This is a genomic window from Pedobacter sp. GSP4 (assembly GCF_051857575.1).
Lineage (GTDB): Bacteria > Bacteroidota > Bacteroidia > Sphingobacteriales > Sphingobacteriaceae > Pedobacter.
Genome location: NZ_JBPZIR010000002.1, coordinates 634,230 through 646,564, shown reverse-complemented (window position 1 = coordinate 646,564; position 12,335 = coordinate 634,230). Strand labels below are relative to the sequence as shown.

General features: G+C 39.2%; 10 protein-coding genes and 1 other RNA gene. 1 reads left to right on the top strand and 10 read right to left on the bottom strand.

What is annotated here, in order from left to right:
- Positions 1-8 precede the first annotated feature (8 nt).
- Entirely contained in the window at positions 9-3,161 is a 3,153-nt protein-coding gene (locus ACS5PU_RS06265) for a peptidase MA family metallohydrolase (protein ID WP_439458418.1), read from the bottom strand.
- Positions 3,162-3,396: 235 nt separating this feature from the next.
- Positions 3,397-5,847 (bottom strand): transglycosylase domain-containing protein, encoded by a 2,451-nt coding sequence (locus ACS5PU_RS06260; RefSeq protein ID WP_439458417.1) that lies wholly within the window; start codon positions 5,845-5,847, stop codon positions 3,397-3,399.
- A gap of 143 nt (positions 5,848-5,990) precedes the next feature.
- Here ACS5PU_RS06260 and ACS5PU_RS06255 point away from each other — a divergent pair, with 143 nt between their 5' ends.
- Complete coding sequence (locus ACS5PU_RS06255; protein ID WP_439458416.1) at positions 5,991-6,869, top strand: polyphosphate kinase 2 family protein; 879 nt, start codon at positions 5,991-5,993, stop codon at positions 6,867-6,869.
- Here ACS5PU_RS06255 and rnpB read toward each other — a convergent pair.
- The 8 genes from rnpB to ACS5PU_RS06215 all read right to left on the bottom strand — a co-directional run bounded on the left by rnpB (position 6,869) and on the right by ACS5PU_RS06215 (position 12,251).
- Positions 6,869-7,249, bottom strand: an RNA gene (gene rnpB, locus ACS5PU_RS06250) — RNase P RNA component class A. The genes ACS5PU_RS06255 and rnpB overlap by 1 nt on opposite strands.
- 183 nt (positions 7,250-7,432) lie before the next feature.
- Entirely contained in the window at positions 7,433-7,855 is a 423-nt protein-coding gene (locus ACS5PU_RS06245) for a c-type cytochrome (protein WP_439458415.1), read from the bottom strand.
- Between the two features lie 73 nt (positions 7,856-7,928).
- The gene (locus tag ACS5PU_RS06240; RefSeq protein ID WP_439458414.1) at positions 7,929-8,579 is read right to left on the bottom strand and encodes an SCO family protein; all 651 of its coding nucleotides are present in this window, start codon (positions 8,577-8,579) and stop codon (positions 7,929-7,931) included.
- A 136-nt stretch (positions 8,580-8,715) separates the two neighbouring features.
- On the bottom strand, positions 8,716-8,973 hold the full coding sequence (locus ACS5PU_RS06235) for a YHS domain-containing protein (RefSeq protein WP_439458413.1): 258 nt from the start codon (positions 8,971-8,973) through the stop codon (positions 8,716-8,718).
- 87 nt (positions 8,974-9,060) lie between these two features.
- On the bottom strand, positions 9,061-9,492 hold the full coding sequence (locus ACS5PU_RS06230; RefSeq protein ID WP_439458412.1) for a hypothetical protein: 432 nt from the start codon (positions 9,490-9,492) through the stop codon (positions 9,061-9,063).
- Between the two features lie 11 nt (positions 9,493-9,503).
- Positions 9,504-10,481 (bottom strand): transporter, encoded by a 978-nt coding sequence (locus ACS5PU_RS06225; protein ID WP_439458411.1) that lies wholly within the window; start codon positions 10,479-10,481, stop codon positions 9,504-9,506.
- Positions 10,444-11,481 (bottom strand): cytochrome-c peroxidase, encoded by a 1,038-nt coding sequence (locus tag ACS5PU_RS06220; protein WP_439458410.1) that lies wholly within the window; start codon positions 11,479-11,481, stop codon positions 10,444-10,446. The genes ACS5PU_RS06225 and ACS5PU_RS06220 overlap by 38 nt, the downstream gene beginning before the upstream one ends.
- Entirely contained in the window at positions 11,481-12,251 is a 771-nt protein-coding gene (locus ACS5PU_RS06215; RefSeq protein WP_439458409.1) for an MbnP family protein, read from the bottom strand. Before ACS5PU_RS06215 ends, ACS5PU_RS06220 begins: the two co-directional genes overlap by 1 nt.
- Positions 12,252-12,335 lie beyond the last annotated feature (84 nt).

The window sequence follows — 12,335 nt, the reverse complement described above, 5'->3', positions numbered from 1 at the left end:
AATTCAATTTACCATCCTGGCGCAAATGTTAAACCAAATACACCGCCTTTAACATCTTTACGTTGAAAAGGAATTGCATAGTAAGGTTCTAATACAAAATAACCAAAAACGTTTACACGCAGTGATACACCAACGCTTAAAGCGGGTACACGCTCTGTAGTACTTTGGTAAGAACCGATAACGTTGCCCGCATCATCTTTTACAGGAACATCTGTGTAGGTTGGTTCACTTTTGAAAACCACTTTGGTATCGTTGGTCCAGGCTACACCTGCATCAAAGAAAAGGTTCAGATCAGAAAATAAGAATTTAGAAGGAATTGCCGCCAACTTTTTAGGACCTGTAAAAGGTAAACGTACCTCGAAGTTAACCACGGCAATTTTACTTCCGCTTAATTGGTTAATATCAAACGATTCTGAAGCTCTGGCCGATGTTGTCTTGTAAATAGAGTTCGATTCGTAACCTCTAATCAGGTAAGGATAACCCAGGTACATGGGATATAAACGATCCGCATCTTTACCAATTCTTAAGGTATTGTAACTTCTAACGGCAAATGTTACTGGTTTTGCTCTCCAGTATTTACGCAGATCGGCAGTTACCCCTGCAAAATTATATGTTCCAAAATACTTTTCGCCACTCACACGGTATCTAAAACCATCCAGTGGACCAGTTAATCCGAAAATAGAATTATCGCCAACAAAACCGGCATTTAACTGGTACAATGTGAAAGCATTAAACGGAATGCCATAATCCAGAGAAGCCTGATCGTTTGAGATTTTGCTTCTGTCAGATCCCAGGTAAAAACCTGCTGGACTGTAATAATTGCTGTAACGGTCTATACGGTAACTGTAGTGCGAAAATGCGCCACCAAGTTCGAAACGGTGTATTTTGCTAAAAGGGTAGGCACCAAAAACCTGAACCTGATCTTCAAATGTTCTGATAATATCGGTACGGTAATTAATGGCATCTGTTGATGAGTTATTGTTTGTTGGCAGCTTTTCGAATCCGTAAGAACTAAAGCCTGAAACATAGGGGATGTGCGATACGGCAACACCCCAGTTAATTCTGCTTTTTTGGTTAATGTAACCAACCAATCCGCCGAAATCGTAAATTTCTCCATTTACAGATAAATTGGCAATAATCTGGTTGGTACCTAAAATATCACTGAACATCCCTACAATACCACCCGAAACACCGGTTCCGAAACGGCTGGTAGATACACCGACACCGCTATTGGCCAAATAATCTAACCTGAATTTTGGCGTGTAAGGTACTGTTTTCATCGAATCGGCTACGATTTTTTCAAAGCGGTCGAAATTATTCAGGTTGGAGTTGATGATATTCACCCCAATATTTTCCATTGGCGGAAGAATTGCTGCATCAAAGTTTTCTTCTTGATTTCCAACACGTTTTGCTTTAAAGCTGCTCAATTTAGCATTGTATAAGGTGTAACGCTGATAGCGGTAATAGCTATACACAATCTCATCAGTTGTAGATACCGAAATTGCTGGTGAAAATTCGGTAATACCACTAATCCCTGTAAAGTAATCAGTTAACTGATCAACAGAGTTATCGGCAAAGTTGTATTTGTATAAATTTCTAAAGCCATCGCGGTTGGAAAGGAAGTAGATATTTTGACTGTTTGCAGAAAACTGTGCATTTAAATTGTTCGCTCCGGGAAAAACATCCAGATTTTTTACGGTTTTAGATGCAATATCGTAAACAGCAAGGTTTATAGGTAAAACGGCATTCACTACATTGGCTTGAATGGCAGCTCTATCTGATGAAAAAACTAGGTTTTTGCCGTCAGGAGAGTAACTAGGTGCGTAATCCGAATAAACATCATCGGTGATCTGTGTTACGGCTTTGGTATCCAGGTTATAAGAAAAGATATCACTCTGGCCTTCAACCATACCCGAAAAGGCAATGTCCTTGCCATTAGGCGACCAGGTTAAATTTCCGAACTGTTGCACCTTATCCATAGCGGTTTGCGATACCGTAGAACCATTTGCAACATTGATAATCATCATCTGGTTTTTGCCATGGCTAAAAATACTAAAAGCAAACTGTTTGCTATCCGGCGACCAAGCTCCTGCTGATTCGATAAAGTTAAAATCATCAATGTGGCCATTGGATATCTGACTGCTCAACTTTCTGATAATACGGCCTGTTTTAGCATCGGCGAGAAATAAATCAATACCGAACAGATCCTTTTCAGACATAAATGCCAGATATTTTCCATCAGGGCTAAGGGCAGGGGCAACGTTCATATTCCCTGCATTCTTATTGTCGATAATTTTTGTTCCGGTAATCTTAATCTGCGAACTATCTGCCTTTAACATTGGTTTATAGTGTGCATCGATAGAGTTTTTCCAAAGCCCCGATAAGGTTTTATCATCGTAGCCGAAGGTGTATCTTATTGCATTTTCGTAACCATATTTGGCAGTGTTCTTAAATAATGGAACAATAGTGGTATCGCCATATTGTGAGCCAATGTAGGTCCAAAATGCCTGACCATAGCGGTAAGGGAAATATTTGTTCGAGTTGGTTAAATCTTTTAATGAAGGAATGTCGCGGTTTAACATGGCATCGCGCATCCACATCGAGGTAAATGCATCTTTTTTACCGATTGATAAATACTCGGCCATACCTTCAACCATCCATAAAGGGGTTTGACCCACATTTTCGAGGCTGATCGAATCTTTTTCTAGCAGGATGTGGTATTGGAAAGCATGCACAAGCTCGTGGCCCAAAACGTGTCTGGTTTGACTATTAAGCTCCATAACCGGCATAATCACACGGTTTTTTAGTGCTTCGGTAACCCCGCCAGTACCAATACCGATTTCACCGTTCAGTGCTGTGGTTTGCTGAAAATCAGGGTGGTTATTGTAAAGGATAATGGGATTTTTCTTTAAAAAAGTATCTCTAAAAACCTCCTGGTGCATTTTGTACCAGGTTTCGGCATCCTGCGAAAAGCGTTTTAAAAGTTTTTCATTTTTAATGTAGTAGTAAATCTCAAAATGTGGGGTTTGCAAAACCTTGAAATCGAGCTTTTTATATCTTACTTTATTTTGTCCGAAATACTGGGCTTTAACAGAAAGAGAAAGCATAAGCAGGAGCAGAATGGTAAAATACCGCTTTAATAAAGTAACGCTTATTTTCATATGTATGGTGTTTAAATAATATGCAATAATTTACGAAAATGAAATAGTATGAGATTTGCAAAATAAAAATAGTAATTGTTTAAAAAACTATTCAAATTTTAACACTTTTTAGGGCTTTTAATCAGGCAAATGGGTTTAAAAGGTCATTTACCTGATTTTTTCAAAGCATTAATCTTCAACAAGTTTAGACCAAATTGCAGTTTTAATCTAAATTTAAACGCTTTCCTGAAGCTGATTAATTGTTGTTATTATCGATCTTTTTCTTTTCTTTTTCTTCTTGGCGCTGTTTTCTACGCAGTTCTCTCTCTTCCTTTCTGGTTAGGGGAACCGTTGCTGCAGGTGGTGCCTGAACAGGTTCAGTTTTCTTTTCCTCTTTTTTAACCTCAGGCTCTACAGTTACGGGCACTTCAGTTTCTTGTGTTTCAGGCACTGTAAATTCAGTAGAATCAACCATCACACTGTCTGAAGTTGTGGTATCTCTGATAATCTCAGGACTAGGGCAGTTGTAAGTTCTGGTAATATCAACAGTTGCTTTAGGGAAAGGACCGTAAGTGTATCCAGAATTGGGATCTAAATATACCTTTTCCATAAACTTGGCAAAAATAGGCAAGGCTGTTCTAGAACCTTCTCCCTGTTCGCCGTTTTTAAAGTGGGCAGTTCTTTCATCGCAGCCAACCCAAACACCCGTTACCAGATCTTTCGTTAAGCCCATGTACCAGGCATCTACATAATCGGAAGATGTTCCGGTTTTTCCGCCAATCTGGTTGTTTTTCTTAAATAAGTTAGGCCATTCCCAAAGCGCTTGAGAAGTTCCACCTGGCTCTTCCATACCACCACGGAACATATAAGTCATTAACCAGGCAATTTCTTCGGTTAAAACCCTTTTGGTTTTCGGCTTAAATTCGTCAATTACGTTATTGTCCTGATCGGTAATTTTTTCTACCAGGATAGGATCGGTTTTTACGCCTTTGTTCATAAATGTGGCGTAAGCTTTTACCATTTCGTAAACAGTAACATCGTTAGAACCTAAACTTACAGATGGAACAGATTCTAAATGGCTATCTATACCACATTCGTGTGCATATTTAACCACATTATCCCAACCTACTTTTTCGGTAACCTGCGCGGTAATGGTATTAACCGATTTAGCCATGGCCCAACGCAAACTCATTTCTCGGTAAGAGATGCTGTAATCTGCATTTTTTGGTTCCCAATATTTGGTTTCACCTTTATCCTGATAAGCAATTTTAACGGGCTTATCGGTAAATTTATCGCAAGGGCTCATGCCTTGCTCTAGCGCGGTTAAATAGGCAAAAGGCTTAAAAGTAGATCCAGCCTGGCGTTTAGCTTGGTTAACATGGTCGTACTTAAAGAATTTGTGATCAATACCGCCCACCCAAACTTTAATTTTTCCACTGGCAGGTTCCATGGTCATCATACCTGTATTCATGATTTTTCCGTAGTAGCGGATAGAATCCAGGGTCGAAAACAAAGTATCACGGTCACCTTTATAAGTGAAAATCTGCATCCTTTTCTTTTTATTGAAATAGGCGAGTACTGAATCTGGATTGTTAGGGAATTTCTTTTGAAGCGAAGTATAAATAGGCAGGTTTTTCATTGCCCTGTCCGGATAATCTACTTTTTGTTTTTCGGAGTCATACCAAGGATCTTCATTTCCCCAAACGTTATAAAACCTGCGCTGCAAAATCCTCATCTGATCTGCAACAGCCTCTTCGGCATATTTTTGAAGTTTTGAATCGATGGTGGTATAAATTTTCAATCCATCCTCGTATAAATCATAACCATTATCGGTACACCATTTCTCCAGGTATTTGGCAACTGCCGCCCTTAAATAAGAATCGCCATCACTACCATCCTGCATTTTACCTTCTTTAAGCTTAATTGGCTCTTTGGATAACTGGGTTAAACTGTCTTTACTCAGGTATTTATACTTATTCATTTGGGCAAGCACCACATTTCTTCTTTCTAAAGCCTTTTCTGGGTTCTTTGTTGGGTTGTACAGCGTTGTGCCCTTTAACATGCCCACTAACATGGCGGCATCAGTTGTGGCTAATTCTTTGGCTTCTTTGTCGAAGTAAATCCTCGCTGCTGTTTTTATTCCATAAGTATTGTTACCAAAAGAAACAGTATTCAGGTACATCGTAATGATGTCGTTTTTAGAATAGTTAGATTCAAGCTTTACGGCTGTCATCCATTCTTTTAACTTTACGATCAGCGTTCTGATTAAAGGGATTTTTACCAATAAACCCTGCGATTTGTTGTACCTGGTGCGGTAAAGGTTTTTGGCCAACTGCTGGGTAATGGTACTGGCACCACCGTCTTTTCCTAAACCAACCACTGCACGGCCAACAGCCTGGGCATCAATTCCCCAGTGTTTATAAAAACGTACATCTTCTGTAGCTACCAATGCCTGTATTACACTCGGCGCAATTTCTTCATAATTTACAGGTGTGCGGTTTTCTTTAAAGTACCTGCCAATCAGTTTTCCATCGGCTGTATAAAGCTCTGAACCTATGCGGAGTGTTGGTGCCTTAATATCGCGAACACTTGGCGAGTAGCCAAACAACCATAAAAAGTTCAGTTGAAGTGCAGAGAAGAAAATTATTATAAAAAATAAAAAAATGGAAAAATAACGTAAGTACTTGTTTTTTATCTCTTTAAACATATTGATTAAGATGATCTTTAGGTAAAAGCTAAGGGGCTAAATATAAAAAACTCTATATGCAAATTAACGTATTTAATTTACTTATTTTTTAGTTCTATATTTAAATTATTGATGCAGGGGTTTATCTAAAATAATACAGGAGTATGAAGAACGAATTTAAAGGATTAATTGTACAAGGAGATAAGAAATTTTCATTAAAAAACCATAAAACCGACTTTACCGGCGGCTATAATAAGGAAAAAGCGAAAGATGCGCTGGTGAATTCAAAGATCGAGCTTAACCATCTGCAGGAAAAACTATATGCTTCGGGCAAACATTCACTGCTGATTATTTTTCAGGCCATGGATGCTGCCGGAAAAGACAGTGCCATTGAGCATGTAATGAGCGGGTTAAATCCACAGGGTTGCCAGGTTTATAGCTTTAAAGTGCCTACCAGCGAAGAATATGAACACGATTTTTTATGGAGGCATTATAAGGCTTTGCCCGAACGCGGTAGGATAGGCATCCATAACCGTTCGCATTACGAAAATGTGCTGGTTTGTAAGGTGCATCCAGAATATGTGTTAAGCGAAAATATTCCGGGTTTTACCGATGTAAAAAAGATTAACAAGAATTTCTGGCAGCAGCGTTATAAAAGTATCAAAAATTTTGAGGAGCATTTATCGGCCAACGGAACCGTAATTCTGAAATTCTTTTTGAATGTGAGCAAAGATGAACAGAAACAGCGTTTTTTAGATCGGATAGAAGACCCTACCAAAAACTGGAAGTTCTCTTCGGGCGATATTAAAGAAAGGGCTTTGTGGGATAAATATATGGAGGCCTATCAGGATGCGATTAATGAAACCAGTACTGCCGAATCGCCGTGGCACATTATACCGGCCGATAAAAAATGGTTTGCGCGGCTGGCAATAAGCGAGATTATTGTAGATAGACTAAAAAGCCTTGATATTAAATTTCCTGTTCTGGGCGAAGAGGAGGTGGGCAAACTCAGCGAAACTAAAAATATCCTGTTAAGTGAATAAAAAAATGCAGGTCTATAAGCCGGGTTCTGTTTCCTGATTGCTCAGGATTTCTATCATTTATCCACTATAAACGTTGCCGTTTATCTCTAACGACCTACCCACTAACATCGGACGGGCAGCCCTACGTGCGTTAGCCTATTTGGTCTTTCAACTCCCGGGGTTTACAAACCACTACAGTCGCCTGTAATGCTCGTGCGCTCTTACCGCACGTTTTCACCCTTATCCCGATGTAAAAACGGGACGGTATATTTTCTGTTGCACTAATCCGTGGTTCAGGTTTTCATTCCTCAACCCCTTTCCGTTAGAAAGCGGGATGCCCTGCGTTGCCCGGACTTTCCTCTCTCCCGATAAATCGGGACAGCGATAGAACAACCTGCATTTTGCGCAAAGATGGGGTTTTTATTCAGAAAGGCACAATTAACAATTAAATTTTTCAAAAGTTATCTTCATTTCGAGCGGACCCGATAGCTATCGGGTGCAACGAAGTCGAGAAATCTATCTCGAGATAGATCTCTCCACTCCACTGCGTTTCGGTCGAGATGACGGGTTTTTTTATGACAATTTTATTTACAGTTCTGCAAATCTTTTGATACCTGCGAATAAGGTACAAAGCCTTGCTTGTTGCCAAACGAATTAGTTACGAAAACCATTACCTGCGCAACATCAATATCTGCCAGTTCGGGGAAAGCGGGCATTTTTTCCTTGTATTCTTTTCCATTAATGATCAAAGGTTCATTAGTTCCATTTTTGATGAAACAGGCTAAACGGCTTTTGTTTGTTTTTAAAAATACCGAATCGGTTAAAGGAGGGGCAAGCTCACCTAAACCTTCACCATTTTCGCCATGGCAGTTTTGGCATTTGGCTTTGTAAATATCTTTGCCGTTCGACATATAATTCTGCAGATCGATTGTTTCCTGGCTTTGGCACGAAACAATGATGGCGATAATGGAAATTAAAAAGATAGAATTGATGATGTATTTGCGCATGTATATTTTGTTGTTAAAACCGTCATTTCGAGCAGACCGGATAGCTATCAGATCGAGATGACGGTTTAGGTTATTACTTTTTATATTCCGCCAGTAAAACCGGAATATCTTTTTTCAACTGTTCTACCTGATCTTCTTTCGTGCCATCATATGCGCCACGGATACGTCTGTCTTTATCAATTAAAACCAGGTAACCTTGGTGGATATATCCATCTTTAGCGGTACTATCTTCGCCAACGGCTACCAGATAATTCTTTTCGGCTAAAGTATATACGCTATCCTTAGTTCCATAAAGAAACTGCCATTTCGGACCATCAACACCTAACTTTTGAGCATATTTTTTCAATACATGTGGTTTATCGTATTTAAAATCTATCGTATGAGATACAAACATCACATCAGGATTGGCCTTAAAATCGTTGTAAACCGTCATTAAGTTGCGGTGCATGGTAGGGCAGATGGTGGTGCAGGATGTAAAAAAGAAATCAGCTACATAAATCTTTCCATCTGTTGCCTTGTTTGTGGTTACCACGCTATCCTGGTTCAAGAACGACCATTCCGGAATGGTTTGATAAACGGTGTCGATTTTTTCTGTTCCGGCAGCATCCTTAACTGTTTCTGCATGGCGTTCGCCGTAAAATGGAAGTTTTCTTTCTTGTTTACAAGCACTAAATATAGAAATGGCTAGCAATGATGTAGCCAGGTATGAGGTAATTTTATTCATGATTTTATTTTAAAAATGTAAATATACAACCTAATTTGTTTGTGATATCGTCATGCTGGATTTATTTCAGCACCTCAGTAATAGGTGAGACCCTGAAATAAATCCGATAGCTATCGGATCAGGGTAACGAAGAAGTTTATTTTTTTACATACTTCGCCGGTTCTGCCAAAAACTTTTGTTTGCAGCTTTCTGAACAGAAAAAGTAACTTTCTTTGTTATAAACAGTTGTTTTTGCGGTGCTGGATTTTATTTTCATTTTGCACACCGGATCTACCACTTTTTTGGTAGAATCGACCAGGTTCGTTTTAGTGCCGATTGTTAATGCATTTGCATTTGATTTGATGGCTATGGTTGCTAATCCAATTAGGATTACTACGATATTTAATTTTTTCATGTTGATTTTCTGTTAAGCAGGTGGGCGAATGTCCGAAGATCTAGGTTTATATGCATTTTGACTTCGGACCTCCGACCTCCGGCTATTCTATTTATACTGATATACTTTAATTAACGAATCTGATGCCCTGGTTGCTTTGATGTAACTATCTTCAACCGCTCTGATTTTGACCATTTCTGCTTTGTAATAGTTAAGCTTATCCTGCTCTGTTTTACCTTTAAAATCATCTTTGAAGAAATGCATCCAATCCATCATCTTCTCATCGGCAGCATTTAAATCGCTTATTAAATGGCTAACTTTTTGTTTTTGTAAAGCCGAATCCGGTGCTTGTTTTATTTGATCAGAAAGCAATATGGTATCTAACTTCATCTTGTTTTTGATCACCTTTTCGCCATCAATCATTAATTTATCGTGGATGTTAAGCACTTCCTTTTTAACGGCTTCCGAATCTGGTTCTGTTTTGCAGGAAATAAGAAAAATGGCTACCAAACCCAGTAGTAAAATATTTAATCTGTTCATAATATGCTGATTTAGAAATTGTAAGTAATTCCGATATACGCTTTTCCGGCGCTCATGGGGTGATCGGTTTCGGCCTCCCAGATATTTTTCTGTACACCTACATTCAGTGCCATATTTTTATAGAAAATATCTGCGCCAATACCGCCCATTAAATTGTTCATTACATGCTCTCCGGTTTTCTGCCCTTTGTATGTTTCGCCAGCCGAATATTCGTAAAAGAACTGTGCCGAAGGCATTAGCTGCCAATTGGTACCAATGCTTTGTTTGTAAAAAATATTCAGGAAACTGGTTGTACTATTGGCAATTCCCTCATCGCGACTGTTGGTGCCATTCACCTTGTAAGATGTATTTAAACTTGCACCAAAATTACCCAGGCCAACCAGGTAGTTCAGGTAAATAAAACCATCGGTACTGCCGGTTCCGGCCTGCATTAGCGAAGAATAACGGATACCAGCCGTATTTTTGAAATCATTTTTCCCAGTAGGCAATTTAATTCCGGCCCCTGCAATAAGCTGTTGTTTAAAATCAGCATCGAGCTTTTGCACCAGGTGATAACCAGCATACACATTAATGTCGCCCAGGCCACCAATGGTTGAAGTATAGCCATTATAACGTTCGCTGTTAGAAACATAAGGCAAAATAGCATTTACTTCTAATCTGTTGCCGATAAAATATTTACCCCTAATTTCCAATGAGCGGTATAACTCGTAATCGCCCGGATTACCCGCATGACCGGTAATTGGTGAATCTTGGCTGCGTGCCGGAATAAAGAATTTTCCACCGTTTGGAAACAGCGAATGCGATTGCCCATCATAGCCGTTAAACGAGCGATAACGGTATAAAAGGCTGATGCTGTTGCGGTTGTAGTATGGCGTAATGCCCATAAAACAACCACAGATATCGCAGGCAATAGCTTGGCTGCTGATTATAAGGAAAACAAAAAGCAGTAGTTTACGATTCGCTAAATAGTGTATTTTTGATAAATTCATTGTCTGTTAATGTTTTTAAAAATGCTTTGATCTGCTCTTTTTCTGAGGTGTTTAATGGGATACCGGTTGTAAGTTGGCCATCTAAATTTGCTGATGCTTTAACTCCGGAATTGTAGTGTTCTAAAACCTCGTCTAAACTATAAAAACGGCCATCGTGCATGTAAGGACTGGTGTATTCGATATTACGTAGTGTAGGCACGCGGAATTTCCCCAAGTCTGTAGCTAAGCCTGTAATATGCGCACGTCCTTCATCGCTGCTTACCACATCTAAACCGTTACTGCGGTAAGAAAAATCGGTAAAAAAAGGCTCTGTATGGCACGAGGCACATTTTTGTTTGAAAAGATTGTATCCAGCAAGTTCCGTGGCTGTAAAAGCAGCACCACTTTCTTTGCGCATTACCTTATCGTACTTGGAATTGCCCGAAACCAATACTGCCGTAAATTGTGTAATCGATTTTAAAATGAGCTGCGAGTTGATCTCTGTTGAGCCAAAAGCCTGTTTAAAAAGATCGGGATATGGTGCGGTATTTTTAAGAAATGATACAATGGTTTGGATATCTGTTCCCATTTCGCAGGCATCGGTAATTGCATTTAGTGGCGAAGTTTCGATGTTTTTTACACCACCATCCCAAAAGAAAGCTTTTTGCCAGGCCAGATTAAAAAGGGGAGGTGTATTCCGCTTACCCTGGCAATTGTTTACACCATGGCTAACCTTATGATCGAGTTGGGTAAAAGCTGCGAACTGCTGATGGCAGCTTCCGCAGGAAACACTTTTATCTGCCGATAACCTGGCTTCATAAAATAACTTTTTGCCCAGTGCAAAACCTGCATTGCTTAAGGTATTGTTTTCGAAATTATATGCCGGAGCTGGGAAGTTGGCAGGAACCGAAAAGGTGATTTTTTTCTCTTCGGGCGCAACCTCATCTTCGGTTTTACTACAGGCATACATCAACGCAATGCTTAACAAAAGCATTGCGAAGACAGTAGTTTTCTTTAACATTAGTTATGGATATGATCTAAACGGAATAATCCATTGACATAATTATTAGCCACAATTACAGAGTTTGCACCACCCATGGTAAAATTTAAACTGGCGAAACTGATATCGGTTTTGCCTGTAAATAAGGCTGCTGCGTTTACAATAAAGTGCATGTTTGGCTTGGCATCGGTACGTACACGGAGCGGGTTTGCTGCATTAATTTCTGCAGCAAATGTTCTGATGGTGTTATTCGGATTGGTAACACCACCAATATGAAAGGTAAGTGCATTTCCGGTAGCTATGGATTGTGGCGAGGTGCCTTCCAGTTTTACAAAGATGTAGCCGCTGTTCCAGGTCCAGAACATTCCATTTATAGGATCTAGTGCGCCTGTTTGCGCACCGGCAAAGTTGCGTGCATAATCTACCCCAATGGTGTATTCGATTTTGGTATAATCGCCTGTTGGCACATCTTTTAAGGTAATATTGGTCGACTCTTTTTTCGAAGCATCAATCAAGAAATAACTTTCTGGTATTAAATAAGTTGTTCCATCGGCTTTGCTCAGTTTAATGTTGCTTACGTAATATTTAAATACATTGATTTTAAAATCTTCTCCTTTTGCATTTTTATAGGTTGCTGTATTTAAAACCAAAGGATTTCCATTAACCTGATTTTCGAATTCGATAGAGAAAGTAGATTTTGTATCTGCTGTAATTTCGTCGGTTTCTTTTTTGCAGGCAGATAATAATATAATAGGGCATAACAATGCCAATAAGTATTGTGATAATTTCATTTTAAGAAAATTGGATAAGTAAAAAAATAATTGAAGAAATTCTAATACAGTCGTCATGCTGAATTCATTTCAGCATCTTTTGAT

What these genes read in the sequence shown, in the direction of transcription:
- ACS5PU_RS06265 (WP_439458418.1), bottom strand. Translation starts at nt 3,161, where the DNA reads ATGAAAATAAGCGTTACTTTATTAAAGCGGTATTTTACCATTCTGCTC.
- ACS5PU_RS06260 (WP_439458417.1), bottom strand. Translation starts at nt 5,847, where the DNA reads ATGTTTAAAGAGATAAAAAACAAGTACTTACGTTATTTTTCCATTTTT.
- ACS5PU_RS06255 (WP_439458416.1), top strand. Translation starts at nt 5,991, where the DNA reads ATGAAGAACGAATTTAAAGGATTAATTGTACAAGGAGATAAGAAATTT.
- ACS5PU_RS06245 (WP_439458415.1), bottom strand. Translation starts at nt 7,855, where the DNA reads ATGCGCAAATACATCATCAATTCTATCTTTTTAATTTCCATTATCGCC.
- ACS5PU_RS06240 (WP_439458414.1), bottom strand. Translation starts at nt 8,579, where the DNA reads ATGAATAAAATTACCTCATACCTGGCTACATCATTGCTAGCCATTTCT.
- ACS5PU_RS06235 (WP_439458413.1), bottom strand. Translation starts at nt 8,973, where the DNA reads ATGAAAAAATTAAATATCGTAGTAATCCTAATTGGATTAGCAACCATA.
- ACS5PU_RS06230 (WP_439458412.1), bottom strand. Translation starts at nt 9,492, where the DNA reads ATGAACAGATTAAATATTTTACTACTGGGTTTGGTAGCCATTTTTCTT.
- ACS5PU_RS06225 (WP_439458411.1), bottom strand. Translation starts at nt 10,481, where the DNA reads ATGAATTTATCAAAAATACACTATTTAGCGAATCGTAAACTACTGCTT.
- ACS5PU_RS06220 (WP_439458410.1), bottom strand. Translation starts at nt 11,481, where the DNA reads ATGTTAAAGAAAACTACTGTCTTCGCAATGCTTTTGTTAAGCATTGCG.
- ACS5PU_RS06215 (WP_439458409.1), bottom strand. Translation starts at nt 12,251, where the DNA reads ATGAAATTATCACAATACTTATTGGCATTGTTATGCCCTATTATATTA.